This is a genomic window from Pseudomonas sp. CBZ-4 (assembly GCF_000346755.1).
GTDB lineage: Bacteria > Pseudomonadota > Gammaproteobacteria > Pseudomonadales > Pseudomonadaceae > Aquipseudomonas.
This window is the reverse complement of record NZ_ANNV01000183.1, coordinates 35,053-49,633: the sequence shown is the minus strand read 5'-3', so window position 1 is coordinate 49,633 and position 14,581 is coordinate 35,053. Positions and strand designations below refer to the sequence as shown.

The 14,581-nt window shown below is 61.2% G+C and carries 12 protein-coding genes; 5 read left to right on the top strand and 7 right to left on the bottom strand.

Going from position 1 to position 14,581, the window contains the following annotated elements:
• Positions 1–42 precede the first annotated feature (42 nt).
• Both xdhC and guaD read left to right on the top strand, forming a co-directional pair.
• Positions 43–882, top strand: coding sequence for a xanthine dehydrogenase accessory protein XdhC (gene xdhC, locus B348_RS0129310; protein WP_017739585.1), 840 nt, complete (start codon positions 43–45; stop codon positions 880–882).
• 12 nt (positions 883–894) lie between these two features.
• Positions 895–2,199, top strand: coding sequence for a guanine deaminase (guaD, locus tag B348_RS0129305; RefSeq protein WP_026137162.1), 1,305 nt, complete (start codon positions 895–897; stop codon positions 2,197–2,199).
• A 156-nt stretch (positions 2,200–2,355) separates the two neighbouring features.
• Here the strand turns inward: guaD and B348_RS0129300 are convergent, their stop codons facing one another.
• Positions 2,356–3,120: a GntR family transcriptional regulator gene (locus tag B348_RS0129300; RefSeq protein ID WP_017739583.1), complete on the bottom strand. Its 765-nt coding sequence runs from the start codon at positions 3,118–3,120 to the stop codon at positions 2,356–2,358.
• A 214-nt stretch (positions 3,121–3,334) separates the two neighbouring features.
• Here B348_RS0129300 and B348_RS0129295 point away from each other — a divergent pair, with 214 nt between their 5' ends.
• Positions 3,335–4,525 carry a benzoate/H(+) symporter BenE family transporter gene (locus tag B348_RS0129295; RefSeq protein WP_017739582.1) on the top strand — a complete coding sequence of 397 codons (1,191 nt, stop codon included), beginning with the start codon at positions 3,335–3,337 and terminating at the stop codon, positions 4,523–4,525.
• A gap of 37 nt (positions 4,526–4,562) precedes the next feature.
• Here B348_RS0129295 and B348_RS0129290 read toward each other — a convergent pair whose 3' ends face one another.
• On the bottom strand, positions 4,563–4,907 hold the full coding sequence (locus tag B348_RS0129290; RefSeq protein ID WP_017739581.1) for a YggL family protein: 345 nt from the start codon (positions 4,905–4,907) through the stop codon (positions 4,563–4,565).
• A 237-nt stretch (positions 4,908–5,144) separates the two neighbouring features.
• Here B348_RS0129290 and dacB point away from each other — a divergent pair, with 237 nt between their 5' ends.
• Complete coding sequence (gene dacB, locus B348_RS0129285; protein WP_017739580.1) at positions 5,145–6,605, top strand: D-alanyl-D-alanine carboxypeptidase/D-alanyl-D-alanine-endopeptidase; 1,461 nt, start codon at positions 5,145–5,147, stop codon at positions 6,603–6,605.
• Positions 6,606–6,901: 296 nt separating this feature from the next.
• Here the strand turns inward: dacB and B348_RS0129280 are convergent, their stop codons facing one another.
• Positions 6,902–9,310, bottom strand: a complete 2,409-nt coding sequence (locus tag B348_RS0129280; RefSeq protein ID WP_017739579.1) for a GGDEF domain-containing protein — start codon at positions 9,308–9,310, stop codon at positions 6,902–6,904.
• 140 nt (positions 9,311–9,450) lie between these two features.
• Positions 9,451–11,715 carry a bifunctional 23S rRNA (guanine(2069)-N(7))-methyltransferase RlmK/23S rRNA (guanine(2445)-N(2))-methyltransferase RlmL gene (gene rlmKL, locus B348_RS0129275; RefSeq protein ID WP_017739578.1) on the bottom strand — a complete coding sequence of 755 codons (2,265 nt, stop codon included), beginning with the start codon at positions 11,713–11,715 and terminating at the stop codon, positions 9,451–9,453.
• A gap of 532 nt (positions 11,716–12,247) precedes the next feature.
• Between rlmKL and rmf the strand changes: the two genes are divergently transcribed.
• Positions 12,248–12,463 carry a ribosome modulation factor gene (gene rmf, locus B348_RS1000000131355; RefSeq protein ID WP_002553055.1) on the top strand — a complete coding sequence of 72 codons (216 nt, stop codon included), beginning with the start codon at positions 12,248–12,250 and terminating at the stop codon, positions 12,461–12,463.
• A gap of 156 nt (positions 12,464–12,619) precedes the next feature.
• On the opposite strand, the gene B348_RS0129270 is transcribed toward rmf, so the two are convergent.
• The 3 genes from B348_RS0129270 to B348_RS0129260 form a co-directional block, all read right to left on the bottom strand.
• Positions 12,620–13,639 carry a quinone-dependent dihydroorotate dehydrogenase gene (locus tag B348_RS0129270; protein ID WP_017739577.1) on the bottom strand — a complete coding sequence of 340 codons (1,020 nt, stop codon included), beginning with the start codon at positions 13,637–13,639 and terminating at the stop codon, positions 12,620–12,622.
• Between the two features lie 85 nt (positions 13,640–13,724).
• Positions 13,725–14,186, bottom strand: a complete 462-nt coding sequence (locus B348_RS0129265; protein WP_017739576.1) for a transglycosylase SLT domain-containing protein — start codon at positions 14,184–14,186, stop codon at positions 13,725–13,727.
• Positions 14,179–14,565, bottom strand: coding sequence for a winged helix-turn-helix domain-containing protein (locus B348_RS0129260; RefSeq protein ID WP_017739575.1), 387 nt, complete (start codon positions 14,563–14,565; stop codon positions 14,179–14,181). Before B348_RS0129260 ends, B348_RS0129265 begins: the two co-directional genes overlap by 8 nt.
• Positions 14,566–14,581 lie beyond the last annotated feature (16 nt).

Here is a 14,581-nt window from a genome sequence, read left to right as displayed (position 1 = left end):
TGCGATAGCGGCCTGACTGACAACAGCAATGTTGAGGTAGACATGAACAACTGGATCAGCGCCCTCGCCCACCTGCAAGCCAGCGGCGAACCCTGCGTGTTGGTAACCATCATCGAAGAACTCGGCTCCACCCCGCGCAACGCCGGTTCCAAGATGGTCATCAGCGCCGCCCAGACCTTCGACACGATCGGCGGCGGGCATCTGGAATACAAGGCGATGCAGATTGCCCGGGACATGCTCGTGCGTGGCCAGCAGAACACCCATCTGGAGCGCTTCAGCCTCGGTGCGAGCCTGGGCCAGTGCTGCGGCGGCGTGACCGTGCTGCTGTTCGAGCCCATGGGCCAGGTGCAGGCACAGATCGCGGTGTTTGGCGCCGGCCATGTCGGCCGTGCGTTGGTGCCGCTGCTGGCGAGCCTGCCGTGCCGGGTGCGCTGGATAGACTCTCGCGAGCAGGAGTTTCCAGCACATATCCCCGACGGCGTGCGTAAAATCGTCAGCGAAGAGCCGGTCGATGAAATTGCCGACCTGCCGGTGGGCAGTTACTGCATCGTCATGACCCACAATCACGCGCTGGACCTGGAACTCACCGCCGCCCTGCTCAAACGCAATGACTTCGCCTACTTCGGCCTGATCGGCTCCAAGACCAAACGGGTCAAGTTCGAACATCGCCTGCGTGACCGCGGCTTCGACGCCGCACAGTTGCAACGCATGCGCTGCCCCATGGGCCTCACCGAGGTGAAGGGCAAGTTGCCGGTGGAGATCGCGATCTCCATCGCCGGCGAAATCATCGCCACCTATAACGCCAATTTCGGCCAGCACACCGCCAGCGCCGAACCGATTGCCAAACTGCTGCCGGCGTCGCGTCGCAGCCAAGCCATTTGAATCGAGATGACCATGCCTTTGACTCGCAAAGCCTACCGTGCCGCCATTCTGCACAGCATCGCCGACCCCGCCGAAGTGGGCATCGAAGCCTCTTATGAGTATTTCGAAGACGGCCTGCTGGTGATCGAAAACGGCAAGATCAGCGCCGTCGGCCATGCCAGCGATTTGCTGCCGACCCTGCCCGCCGATATCGACATCACCCATCACCAGGACGCGTTGATCACCCCCGGCCTGATCGACACCCATATCCACCTGCCACAGACCGGCATGGTCGGCGCCTACGGCGAGCAGTTGCTGGACTGGCTCAACACCTACACCTTCCCGTGTGAAAGCCAATTCGCCGACAAGGCCCACGCCGAGGAAGTTGCCGACATCTTCATCAAGGAACTCCTACGCAACGGCACCACCACCGCCCTGGTGTTTGGCAGCGTGCATCCGCAGTCGGTGGACGCATTTTTTGAAACGGCCGAAAAGCTCGACCTGCGCATGATCGCCGGCAAGGTGATGATGGACCGCAACGCCCCGGACTATCTGACCGACACCGCCGAATCCGGCTACCAGGAAAGCAAGGCGCTGATCGAGCGCTGGCACGGCAAGGGCCGCCTGCACTACGCCGTCACGCCACGCTTTGCACCGACCAGCACGCCGGAACAACTGGCGCTGGCCGGGCAACTGCTGGGGGAATACCCGGACCTCTACATGCAGACCCACATCAGTGAGAACAAGCAGGAAATCGAGTGGGTAAAAGAACTATTCCCTGAGCGTAACGGTTACCTGGATGTGTACGACCACTACAAATTGCTCGGCGAGCGCTCGGTGTTTGCCCACGGCGTACATCTATGTGACGACGAGTGCGCGCGGCTGGCGGAGACCGGTTCGGCGGTGGCGTTCTGCCCGACGTCGAACCTGTTCCTCGGCAGCGGTTTGTTCAACCTGCCGATGGCGGAAAAGCACAAATTGAATGTAGGACTGGGCACGGACGTGGGCGGCGGCACCAGCTTCTCGCTGCTGCAAACCCTGAACGAAGCCTACAAGGTCATGCAGTTGCAGGGCGCGCGGTTGAGCCCGTTCAAGTCGCTGTATCTCGCCACCTTGGGCGGCGCGCGGGCGCTGCGCCTGGAAGACAAGATCGGTACCTTGCAGCCGGGCACGGATGCGGACTTTTTGGTGCTGGATTACAACGCTACGCCGCTGCTGAGCTATCGCTTGAAGCAGGCCAATGACATTGCCGAGACGTTGTTTGTGCTGATGACGCTGGGGGATGATCGGACGGTGTTGCAGACGTATGCGGCGGGTGCTCTGGTGCACCAACGCTGATTTCAGAACCACCACAAAACAAATGTGGGAGCTGGCTTGCCTGCGATGGCATCACCCGGGGCTAACTGAAAGACCGAGGTGTCTGCATCGCAGGCAAGCCAGCTCCCACAAGAGCCAGCTCCCACACAAGCTCAGCGCCCACATTGTTGATCGGGTTTACAGCTTTACAGACGAGCGCCCCGGCTTCTTGGTCTGCAACAAATGCGAAAACACCGCATGCAAATCATCCGACGCGCTTTCCTCATCGAGGTTGAGCTTGCTGTCGATGTGATCCATGTGATGCATCATCAGATCCACCGCCAACACCGCGTCCCGCGCTTCGATCGCGTCGATCAACTGGGTGTGCTCATCGTACGAGCAGTGCGAGCGGTTGCCGCTTTCGTACTGGGCGATGATCAGCGACGTCTGGGACACCAGGCTGCGCTGGAAGCTGATCAGCGGCGCGTTCTTCGCTGCTTCGGCCAACTTGAGGTGGAACTCGCCGGAGAGACGGATACCCGCACCGCGGTCGCCACGGGAAAAGCTGTCGCGTTCGTCGTTGACCATCTGGCGCAACTCGGCCAGTTGCTCGGCCGTGGCATGCTGCACCGCCAGTTCGGTGATCGCGCGCTCCACCAGACGCCGCGCCATGAAGACCTGGCGGGCCTCTTCGACACTCGGGCTGGCCACCACCGCACCGCGATTGGGCCGCAGCAACACCACGCCTTCATGGGCCAGGCGCGACAGCGCGCGGCGAATGATGGTGCGGCTGACGCCGAAGATTTCGCCCAGTGCCTCTTCGCTCAATTTGGTGCCGGGTGCCAGGCGTTGTTCGAGGATCGCCTCGAAGATATGCGCGTAGACGATATCGTCCTGGGTTCCGCTGCGACCGGCCTTGCCGGCTCGCGGTTGTTTCTTGAGAGGTTGCAACTGTTCGTTCATGGGCACTCGGGTCGGGAGAACGGCGGCGAAATAACGGTAATACGGCAACAACGTGTTGCTGGCAAGTATCACCTAAAAACAGCGCACATTGTACACAACCGCATGCGCCAACACACTGTACGGCTGTTTGTGGCTTCGGCTGTATTGCAATGAGTGGTTACGTTTGAGTTTAGGCTTGAATTCGCTTTTTCATAGGTAGAAGGAACACCGCTCCATGACCGATGCCACCCAAGCGCCTCTGCGCCCGCTGGCCGACACGTCTCCATCGGCCGTCGTCGCCGGTTTTATCGCCATGATGACCGGCTACACCAGCTCCCTGGTGCTGATGTTCCAGGCCGGACAAGCCGCCGGCTTGACCACGGCACAGATTTCTTCCTGGATCTGGGCGATTTCCATCGGCATGGCGGTGTGCAGCATCGGCTTGTCGCTGCGCTACCGCACGCCTATCACCATTGCCTGGTCGACGCCCGGCGCGGCGCTGCTGATCACCAGCCTGGGCGGGGTGAGTTATGGCGAGGCGATTGGCGCCTACATCACCTGTGCGGTGCTGGTGACAATCTGCGGGTTGACCGGCAGCTTTGAAAAACTGGTCAAACGCATTCCGGCGTCCTTGGCGGCCGCCTTGCTGGCGGGGATCCTGTTCAAGATCGGCAGCGAGATCTTCGTCGCCGCCCAACACCGTACCGGCCTGGTGCTGGGGATGTTTTTCACTTACCTGATCATCAAGCGCCTGTCGCCGCGTTATGCGGTGCTGGCTGCACTGGTGATCGGCACCGTATTGTCCGGGCTGATGGGCCTCCTGGATTTCAGCGGCTTTCACCTGGAAGTGGCGACGCCGGTGTGGACCACCCCGCACTTCTCCCTGGCCGCGACCATCAGCATCGGCATCCCGCTGTTCGTGGTGGCGATGACCTCGCAAAACATGCCGGGCGTCGCGGTGCTGCGGGCGGACGGGTACAACGTGCCCGCCTCCCCGTTGATCACCGCCACCGGCCTGGCCTCGCTGGTGTTGGCGCCCTTCGGCTCCCACGGCATCAACCTGGCGGCGATCAGCGCGGCGATCTGCACCGGGCCCCACGCCCATGAAGACCGCAACAAGCGCTACACGGCAGCGGTCTGGTGCGGGGTGTTCTACGGGATGGCCGGGGTGTTTGGCGCGACGCTGGCGGCACTGTTCGCCGCCTTGCCCAAGGAACTGGTGCTGTCGATTGCGGCATTGGCGCTGTTTGGCTCGATCATCAATGGCCTGAGCATCGCCATGAATGAGCCGAAGGAACGGGAAGCGGCGCTGATCACCTTTATGGTCACGGCGTCTGGCTTGACGCTGTTTTCCATCGGCTCGGCGTTCTGGGGGATTGTCGCGGGGGTGTTGACGCTGCTGATTCTGAATTGGCGCAAGGCATAAAAAAACGGCGACCCTCAGGTCGCCGTTTTTTTCAGTATCACTTAGCCGCGTTGATCGGCTTTTCCGGATACCACACGTCCAGCAGCGGGCTGACTTCAGCCTTGGTCAGCTCGGAACGGGTTTTCAGCCAGGCTTCAACAGCAGCACGTTGCTCTTCGGAGACCGAGCCACGCTTCTGCAGGCAAACCAGACCGTAGTCATCGCCGCCAACATAACCCAGACCGTTGGCTTCCATGGCTTCGTTGATGAATGCTTCGAGGAAAGCGTCGATAGCTTCTTCACTCAGGCCTTCGTTGAAGTCCAGGTTCAGTTCGAAACCCAGCTCTTGAAATTCATCAACGCACAGTTTTTTGCGCAGACGCTGGGAACGGTTAGTCGCCATTGGAACAATCCTCTTAAGTAATAACGGGCGGCACTTTAGCAGTTTAAGGCGGCGATTGCCCGACTCTCTGGGACGGGCGGCAAATTGCCTGCAAAAAAACGCCGATTTCCAGCTATCGTTCAGCTACAAGAGGCCCCACCTTGGGGCATAATGCCGACAATTTCGTGACCAATGAGGGATTTTTCTTATTTACCCCTCGCCTTTTTCACCCTCCTCAGCAGTAGGGTTTTATTCTTTATGATCAAATCTTTGCGTCCATTGCTCCTTGCCGGCCTTCTTCTGCCGCTGGCCTTCTCTGCCACCGCCGCCACCGTCAACAACACCCTGCCACCCAACGTCCAGCAGGCACTGTCCAAAGCCAAGCTGCAAAACAACGCACTGTCCCTGGTGATGATCCCCCTGAACGGCCCGGGCACGCCGACCATCTTCAACGCCGACGTCTCGGTCAACCCGGCCTCCACCATGAAGCTGGTCACCACCTACGCCGCCCTGGAAATGCTTGGCCCCAACCACCAGTGGAAAACCGAGTTCTACACCGACGGCACCCTGAGCGGTGGCGTGTTGCACGGCAACCTGTACCTCAAGGGCGGCGGCGACCCCAAGCTGAACATGGAAAAACTCTGGCTGCTGATGCGCGACCTGCGTGCCAACGGCGTGCAGCAAGTCACCGGTGACCTGGTGCTGGACCGTGCCTTCTTCAAACAGCCGCTGTTGCCCGAGTTCAATGACGACGGCAACGACGAGAACAAACCCTTCCTGGTCAAACCCGACGCCTTGCTGGTCAACCTCAAGGCCCTGCGCTTCGTGACCCGTAATGACTCAGGCCGGGTCATCGTGTCCGTCGAGCCGCCGATTGCCAGTATCCGTATCGACAACCAGGTCAAAGTGTCCAACACCAAGCAGTGCACCGGCGACGTGCGCTACAACCCGGTCACCGCCGCCGATGGCAGCGTGACGGTCACCGTCAGCGGCCAACTGGCCGATGGCTGCAGCTCGCAGACTTATCTGTCGCTGCTCGACCACGCCACCTACACCGCCGGCGCCGTGCGGGCGATCTGGCAGGAACTGGGCGGCAGCATCCAGGGCCGCGATATCCAGGCGCCGGTGCCGAAGGACGCCAAGGTCCTGGCCCGCGCGTTCTCGCCGGACCTGGCGGAAATCATCCGCGACATCAACAAATACAGTAACAACACCATGGCCCAGCAGTTGTTCCTGAGCCTGGGCGCGCAGTTTCGCAACGATGCCGACGGCGACGACGCCAAGGCCGGCCAGCGCGTCGTGCGCCAGTGGCTGGCGAAAAAAGGCATTACTGCGCCGCACCTGGTGATGGAGAACGGGTCCGGCCTGTCCCGCGCCGAACGGGTCAGCGCCCGGGAAATGGCGGCGATGCTGCAGGCCGCGTGGAAAAGCCCGTATGCGGCGGAATACATCAGCTCGCTGCCGATTGCCGGCACCGACGGCACCATGCGCAAACGCCTGAAGACCACCGCCATGCGCGGCGAGGCCCACGTCAAGACCGGCACCTTGAACACCGTGCGCGCCATTGCCGGGTTCAGCCGCGACAACAACGGCAACACCTGGGCAGTGGTGGCAATCCTCAACGATCCGAAGCCGTGGGGCGCTTCGTCGGTACTGGATCAAGTGCTGCTGGACTTGTATCGCCAGCCGAAACTGGCGGCGGCTGCGCCCGTTCTCTGACCCCGGAAGGCAGAGTGTCAGTTTGCATATGAGTGACTGATACACCGCCATCGCAGGCAAGCCAGCTCCCACAGTGGATTGGGTTCACAAAGCAAAATGGGTGTGAACCCGATCAAAATGTGGGAGCGGGCTTGCCCGCGATGGCAGAGTGTCAATTTGCATATCTGTGACTGACACGCCGCTATCGCAGGCAAGCCAGCTCCCACAGTGGATTGGGTTCGCAAAGCAAAAGGGGTGTGAACCCGATCAAAATGTGGGAGCGGGCTTGCCCGCGATGGCGATCGCTCAGTCACCCATCAGTTGACTGACCTGCCGCTATCCCGGGCCTCCACCCGATCCCGACCGGTCTGCTTGGCGACATACACCGCCGAGTCCGCGCGCAGCAACAAACCGTCAATCCCTTCATCAACGCGCCAACTGGCCACGCCAAAGCTCGCAGTAACAATACCGACCGGCTCCATCGGCTCGCTGCGCAACGACTGCCACAACTCCATCGCCAGGCTGTAGGCCTGCTCGCCATCGGTGTTGGGGCACAGCACCATGAACTCTTCCCCACCCAGGCGGCAGAACACGTCGGTACGCCGCAGGCGCACGCTGATGCGCTTGCACAACTCCTGCAACACGCCGTCGCCCACGCCATGCCCATGCTGGTCATTGATCCGCTTGAAGTGGTCGATATCCAGCATGATCAGCGACAGCGACCCCGACACCCGGTTGAGCCGCACCATCTCGGCCTTGAGGCGATCCTGGAAATACCGACGGTTATGAATACCCGTCAGGGAGTCGGTAATCGACAGCGCGCGCAGCTCCTCCTCAACCCGTTTCAGATCAGAAATATCCGACACATAGCCATGCCACAGCGTACCGCCTCCGGGTAGCTCTTCCGGCGTAGCTTCGCCGCGAATCCAGCGCACGCCCCGCTGCGGCAACTGCACGCGATACTCTTCACGCCAATGGCTCAATTGCAGCGCCGACAAGCGAATCGAAGCCCGCACCCGCTCGATGTCCAGTGGATGAATACGTTCCAGCGCCTTGCTGGCGTCCAGTTGCAACACCCCCGGTTCAATCTCGTAGATATCGCGGATGCCATCGCTGGCGTAGATAAAACGCCAGTTGTCCTTGGGCTCCAGGGTGAACTGGAAGATCCCGCCGGGAACATGGGCGCTGAGTTTTTTCAGCAGGCGATCCCGTGCAGCCAAGGCTTCGTAGGCACGCTTTTGTTCGGTGACGTCCAGGTAAATCGCCAAGTGCCCCACCCACAAGCCATGGTCATCCAGCAACACCGTGGCCAGCATATTCACCGTCAACTGGCTGCCATCCTGGCGTTTCAAGGTCCACTCGCGGGCCTCGTGCTGGTGGTCAGGGCTTTCTACCAGCATCGCCTGGCTCGGCGGGATGCGCTTGCCCATGACCATGCTCAGGCTGGCGGCGCGCGCGTCCAGCTCGGGGGCCAGGTGCAGGCTTTCCAGGGTCAGGCGGCCCAGCACTTCATCGGACTTGAAGCCCAGCATCTGCTCGGCGCCGGCATTGAACGTATTGATCACGCCGCGCAGGTCGGTGGCAATGATCGCCACCTGGGTCGCCGCGTTCAGCACGCTGCGCAACTGACCATGGGCGCCGCGCAACTCAAGCTCGCTCAGGCGCAATTGCTCGGTGCGTTGCTCGACCATTTTCAGCGCGCGCTGACGCTGGCTGACCAGCACATACAGCAACGCGCTGAGCAGCAGGCTGAGCAGGCCGCCCATGGTCAGGATCGTGTTCATCGAAGAGTGGTTGGCCTGGTCGAACACCTGGCTCGCTTGCAGGCTCAGGGCGTAGACGTGATCGCCCAGGGTCAGCCGGCGCGCGGCGGCCAGGTCGCTGCTGCCTGGTGCATTGCTGGATGCATAAAGCACGCGCTTCTGGGTGTCGGAGGTGTCGATGATCTGCATCACCAGGTTGTCGCGGTTGGGTTTGGGCAAGCCATCGGCCACCAACTGCCGCATGCTGATCACCGCCATCACGAAGCCATAGGCTTCGGGCTGGGATTGCTGGCTGTCCGGCAGCTTGCTGACGGGGGCTACCAGCAATACGCCAGCGGCATAGGACGGTTCCACCCCCACCAGTTGCATGGGTTGCGACACCGCCATCTTGCCGGTCTTCAGCGCACGCTCAAGGGCTGAACGGCGCAGTGGCTGGGCCAGCAGGTCAAAGCCCAATGGCGAACCGAGCAGGCTCTGGGTCTGGCTGTAGAGCACCGGCACGTATTCATCGCGCTCGGGCGCTGGGGCCAACTCGCCCGTGGCGTCCAGCTCGCGAATGACAAAAGGCTTGCCGCGTTGGCGTGACACCTCCTGCTCAAACGCGCTGCGCTGATCGCGAAACACCCGCGGCGCCCAGGAATAGGCACGGGCGCGCAGCAGCAGGGGTTGGGCGAAGCCGTCGAACTCTTCACGGGATACGTCGCCGGAATTGACGAAGAAACGCCGCAGACTACCCAGGCGTTGCTCCTGGTCCTCAAAGCGCTCTTGCAGGCGGCTGTAGCGTTCATTGACCAGCAACTGAAAGCGCTGGCGCAGCTGTTGCTGATAGAGGTTGGACGCCGCCCACGCGACAATCAGCGTCAGCGCAGCCCCCGCCAATAACACCACCAATGCCACCAGCCAAGCCGATGCCTGCTCACTGATAAAACCAAGGATTTTCGGGCGAACGGCTTGCAACGGCATAGGCAACACTCACAACGCCAGCGTGCGGGGGGTGTCACTTTGGCTAGGCGTTAAGTTATAGCCATCGGGCCTGTATTTGACCAGCGTAAAAAAGCCGCAAGGCCGGAATATTCCAGGCTTGCGGCTTTAAGTGACGGCGATCAGCGCGCGGTGATTTTCCACGCCCGGTGGATCTTCGCGTTACGCGCGAAATCCGGGTCGATGGTCTTGTCGCTGATTTCCTCGACCGCGTAGCGTTCGCCGAGGTTGTCCTCCAGCGCGAACTTGCGGAAGTTGTTCGAGAAGTACAGCACGCCGCCCGGTGCCAGGCGGGCCATGGCCAGGTCGAGCAACTGCACGTGGTCACGCTGCACGTCGAAGATGCCTTCCATGCGCTTGGAGTTGGAGAAGGTCGGCGGGTCGATGAAGATCAGGTCGAACTCATCGCGGCTCGCTTCCAGCCATGCCATCACATCGCCCTGCTCCAGACGGTTCTTGTCGGAGAAACCGTTGAGGGAGAAGTTGCGACGCGCCCAGTCCAGGTAAGTCTTCGACAAATCGACGCTGGTGGTGCTGCGCGCGCCGCCCTTGGCTGCATGCACGCTCGCGGTGGCGGTGTAGCAATACAGGTTGAGGAAACGCTTGCCGGCGGCTTCTTTCTGGATGCGCATGCGCATCGGGCGGTGGTCGAGGAACAGGCCGGTGTCGAGGTAGTCGGTGAGGTTGACCAGCAGCTTCACGCCGCCTTCACTGACTTCGGTGAACTTGCCCTGGGCGCTCTGGCGCTCGTACTGCTTGGTGCCGCTCTGACGCTCGCGGCGTTTGACGACCACGCGGCTCTTGTCGATGTTCAGCGCCTGGGGAATCGCGGCCAGGGCATCGAACATGCGTGCGGAGGCTTTTTCCGGGTCGATGGACTTCGGCGCGGCGTATTCCTGGACATGGACCCAATCGTGGTACAGGTCGATGGCCATGGAGTATTCCGGCATGTCGGCGTCGTACACGCGGTAGCAGTCAACGCCTTCACGCTTGGCCCACTTGCCCAGCAACTTGAGGTTCTTTTGCAGGCGGTTGGCGAACATCTGCCCGCCTTCGCTCAGGCGCGCCTGTTCAACCACTGGCGCCGGGGCTGGCTTGATCGGGTTGCCGTTCTTGTTGTACTGGCGCTCTTGTGGCTCCACCGGGGCTTGATCGTAAGCGGCTTGCTCACGTTCGGCCTGGCGCTGCTCCGGGGTGCGGCGCTCGCCGGTGACGAACTGGTCCGGGTTGACCTTGATCAGCAGCAATTTGCACGGCAACGCGCCGTTCCAGAACGAGTACTGCTTGTGGCTGCGGATACCCATGCGCTTGCCCAGGTCCGGCGCGCCGGTGAACACCGCCGCTTCCCAGCCCATGCACGCCTGGCGCAGGCGTTCGCCAAGGTTCTGGTAGAGGTACAACAGGCTGGCTTCGTCACCCAGACGCTCGCCGTACGGCGGGTTGCAGATGACCAGGCCTTTCTGGTTCTGGTCCGGGCGCGGCTCGAAGGTGCCGACTTCACCCTGGTAGACCTTGATCCAATGGCTCAGGCCGGCGCGCTCGATGTTGTTGCGCGCAGGCTGGATCAGGCGCGGGTCGGCTTCATAGCCACGCACCCACAACGGCGGCTTGTTCATGCCGATAGCGGCACGCTCCGACGCTTCGGTGTGCAGTTTCTTCCACAGCGCCGGGACGTGACCGAGCCAGGTGGTGAAACCCCACAGCTCACGGTTCAGGTTGGGCGCCATGTCGGCAGCGATCATCGCGCCTTCCACCAGGAAGGTGCCCACGCCACACATCGGGTCAGTCAGCGCGCCGCCTTCGGCAGCAATGCGCGGCCAGCCGGCACGGATCAGGATCGCGGCCGCCAGGTTTTCCTTCAACGGCGCAGCGCCCTGCTGCAGGCGGTAGCCGCGCTGGTGCAGGCTGTGGCCGGAGAGGTCGAGGGACAGGATCGCTTCGCCACGGTCCAGACGCAGGTGAATGCGCAGGTCCGGGTTGATCTTGTCGATGGACGGACGTTCGCCGGTCGGGGTTCGCAGCTTGTCGACAATCGCATCCTTGACCTTCAGCGCGCCGAAGTGGGTGTTGTCGATGCCCGAGCCGTGACCGCTGAATTCCACGGCGAGGGAACCGTCGGGGACCATGTGCTCGGCCCATTCGATATCCAGCACACCGTGGTAGAGGTCTTCGGCGTCCTTCATCGGGAAGCGCTTGAGTACCAGCAACACGCGGTTGGCCAGACGCGACCAGAGGCACAGGCGGTAGGCGGTTTCCATGTCGGCCATGCCGCGCACGGCCGAGGTGTGCTCGCGGGCTTCCTCAAGGCCAAGCCCGACGGCTTCCTCGATCAGCAGGCCTTCGAGGCCCTTGGGGCAGGTGAGGAAGAGTTCAAAACGGTCCGACATGGGGCATTCCAGGCTTTTCAGCAATAAATGAACGGGCGACGCATCGCCGGCTCGGTTTTCAATCAAGCACTTTTCTTGAAGAGTGCTCGCGTGGCACGAATGTGCCGTCCCACCCCGCCTGCCAGGCCTTTAGGCCGTGGTTGACGGGGCAGATAGATAATGTGGCGTAACAAAAGGAAATATTCCGACCCTTCGTCGAATAGTAACCGACTGCAACGGGCGGACATTCTCACTAAAGGATTAAACCCATCCTCTTTGCAGGCTGCATCATAGCTGGCTTTGCCCATTAAATGGGGCGAAAAGCCACCCTAGCTTATGGCTATAGCATCGTTATCGTTACGTGCTTATGACAAAACGATCATTGAATCCATGTGACCTATTGGTTAGAACTCAACACAGGTTGGCGCCGTAACGACGCCGACACATAGGCTCGCCACGCCGGCAGCGAGCCCACCAACGGCAGAAAAACTCTGCCCGGCCCCAGACGAGGCCGAAGGATATCAAGACAGTCAACAAGTGAGGGAAACACCCTATGAGAAGACTTAAGCGTGATCCGTTGGAAAGAGCATTTTTACGCGGATATCAATATGGCGTTCATGGCAAATCCCGTGAGCTTTGCCCATTTACTCTACCGTCGGTACGCCAAGCCTGGATCAACGGCTGGCGAGAAGGACGCGGCGACAACTGGGACGGTATGACTGGCACTGCGGGAATCCACAGACTCAACGAACTTCACGCCGTCGGCTAATCAGGGCATTCAATTCCGACATACACTGTTGAAGATGTAACGACTTAACCACGCACGTCCTATCCGGGCGGCGGGCTTCGGCCCAGGGGGCTCCTTTATGGAGCCCTTTTTATTGGCTGAAAATTACTGTGGGAGCGGGCTCCCACAGTCAAGGCATCAGCGCAGTGCCGCAATCGCATCCACCGACTGGCGAATCAACGCCGGGCCCTTGTAGATAAAACCGGAGTACAACTGCACCAGGCTGGCGCCAGCCGCGATCTTCTCGGCCGCATGCTGGCCTTCGGTGATGCCACCGGCGGCGATGATCGGCAAGCGCCCGGCCAGTTCGGCTGCCAGGACCTTGACGATATGGGTGCTCTGCTCACGCACCGGCGCGCCCGACAGGCCGCCCGCTTCGTCACCATGGGCCAGGCCTTCGACGCCAACACGGCTGAGGGTGGTATTGGTCGCGATCACTGCGTCCATGCCCGAGTCCACCAGGGCCTGGGCCACCAGCACGGTCTCTTCGTCGCTCATGTCCGGGGCAATCTTGATTGCCAACGGCACACGCTTGCCATGGCGCACGGCCAGGTCTTCCTGGCGCTGGCGCAAGGCTTCGAGCAATTGTTTGAGGGAGTCACCGAACTGCAGGCTGCGCAGGCCCGGGGTGTTGGGCGAGCTGACGTTGACGGTGACGTAACTGGCGTGGGCGTAGACCTTGTCCAGGCAGATCAGGTAGTCATCCACCGCACGCTCCACCGGCGTGTCGAAGTTCTTGCCGATGTTGATGCCGAGGATACCCTTGTACTTCGCCGCCTGAACCCGCGACAGCAAGTGATCCACGCCCAGGTTGTTGAAGCCCATGCGGTTGATGATCGCTTCAGCTTCCGGCAGGCGGAAGATACGCGGCTTGGGGTTGCCCGGCTGTGGACGCGGGGTCACGGTGCCGATCTCGACAAAACCGAAACCCAGCTGCGCAAAGCCATCGATGGCCGCACCGTTCTTGTCCAGGCCAGCCGCCAGCCCGACCGGGTTGGGGAAGTCGAGCCCCATCACCGATACCGGCATCTTTGCCGGTGCCTTGCATACCAGGCCATTGAGCCCCAGGCGGCCACCTGCACCGATCAGGTCCAGGGACAGATCGTGGGAGGTTTCCGGGGAAAGTTTGAACAACAGCTGGCGGGCCAGGGTATACATGGGCGGGCTAGACTCGGATGGCGGCGAAAGGTGGCGACGATTATAGCCGGGGTGGCGGGCTGCATGCGAGGCGTGCCGTCAATCGTCATGGGCGATTGGCAACCAGCTCTTCGTAGCGTGCCCAGATCTTCTGCGCGTATTGCAGGCGCAAGGCATCACGTTTGGGGCCTGCCCCGCCACCGACGTTATAGGAGCCGACAGCCGTCCAGTTGTAACCAAAGCGCTGGATGAACTCGGTAAGAATCGACGCTGCCACCTCCACCGAGAGACACGGCTCGCTCAACAACCGTTCTTCCGTAATGCCCAGCTTCAGCAGGCGGGGCAGATGAATGCTGTTGATCTGCATCAAGCCGATATCCCGCGTGCCATTGCTGTTGGCATTGTTGATGGTCTGCGCGCGGTAACCCGACTCGACAGCAGCGATGGCCTGCAGCAACTCCGGCTCAAGGTCGTAACGGCTGGCCACTTCATCCCAGCAGTATGCCAGCGCCGGGCTGCTGCCCATCAACAGGCTCAACAACAGACTTTTCCCCCAGGTTTCAAACATTGTTGACCTGACCACACACCGCACACACATGCGCCACCTGCTTCGCATCAGCACTTCCCGCCTGCACCGGACAAGTAAACCGATACCCCCTGCCATAGATCGTCTTGATAAAGCCCTTGTCGGCTTTCAAGTGCTTGCGTAACGAGTAAATGCATCGTGTCAGCGACTCCTCGGCCACCTCGCCTCTGGGCCATGCGAGTTCCAGCAAGCGGTCCTTGGTCATCAACGTGCCACCAGACCCCAGCAGCAACCGCAGCACCAAACCCTCCTTGGGTGGCAACTGAACGTCTGTCCCTCCCCCCGTCAACCGACCATCGCCATGCAAGGTCCAACGGGCAAAAACAAGAGACGTCGCTGACCCGTCAATCACGACCGCCATACGCACCTCTGCATCC

Bases quoted from the DNA above. Each gene is read 5' to 3' on its own strand.
- B348_RS0129290 (WP_017739581.1), bottom strand. From the start codon at position 4,907: ATGGCGACTAACCGTTCCCAGCGTCTGCGCAAAAAACTGTGCGTTGAT.
- B348_RS0129300 (WP_017739583.1), bottom strand. From the start codon at position 3,120: ATGAACGAACAGTTGCAACCTCTCAAGAAACAACCGCGAGCCGGCAAG.
- B348_RS0129270 (WP_017739577.1), bottom strand. From the start codon at position 13,639: ATGTATACCCTGGCCCGCCAGCTGTTGTTCAAACTTTCCCCGGAAACC.
- guaD (WP_026137162.1), top strand. From the start codon at position 895: ATGCCTTTGACTCGCAAAGCCTACCGTGCCGCCATTCTGCACAGCATC.
- B348_RS0129265 (WP_017739576.1), bottom strand. From the start codon at position 14,186: ATGTTTGAAACCTGGGGGAAAAGTCTGTTGTTGAGCCTGTTGATGGGC.
- rlmKL (WP_017739578.1), bottom strand. From the start codon at position 11,715: ATGTCGGACCGTTTTGAACTCTTCCTCACCTGCCCCAAGGGCCTCGAA.
- B348_RS0129280 (WP_017739579.1), bottom strand. From the start codon at position 9,310: ATGCCGTTGCAAGCCGTTCGCCCGAAAATCCTTGGTTTTATCAGTGAG.
- B348_RS0129260 (WP_017739575.1), bottom strand. From the start codon at position 14,565: ATGGCGGTCGTGATTGACGGGTCAGCGACGTCTCTTGTTTTTGCCCGT.
- xdhC (WP_017739585.1), top strand. From the start codon at position 43: ATGAACAACTGGATCAGCGCCCTCGCCCACCTGCAAGCCAGCGGCGAA.
- dacB (WP_017739580.1), top strand. From the start codon at position 5,145: ATGATCAAATCTTTGCGTCCATTGCTCCTTGCCGGCCTTCTTCTGCCG.
- rmf (WP_002553055.1), top strand. From the start codon at position 12,248: ATGAGAAGACTTAAGCGTGATCCGTTGGAAAGAGCATTTTTACGCGGA.
- B348_RS0129295 (WP_017739582.1), top strand. From the start codon at position 3,335: ATGACCGATGCCACCCAAGCGCCTCTGCGCCCGCTGGCCGACACGTCT.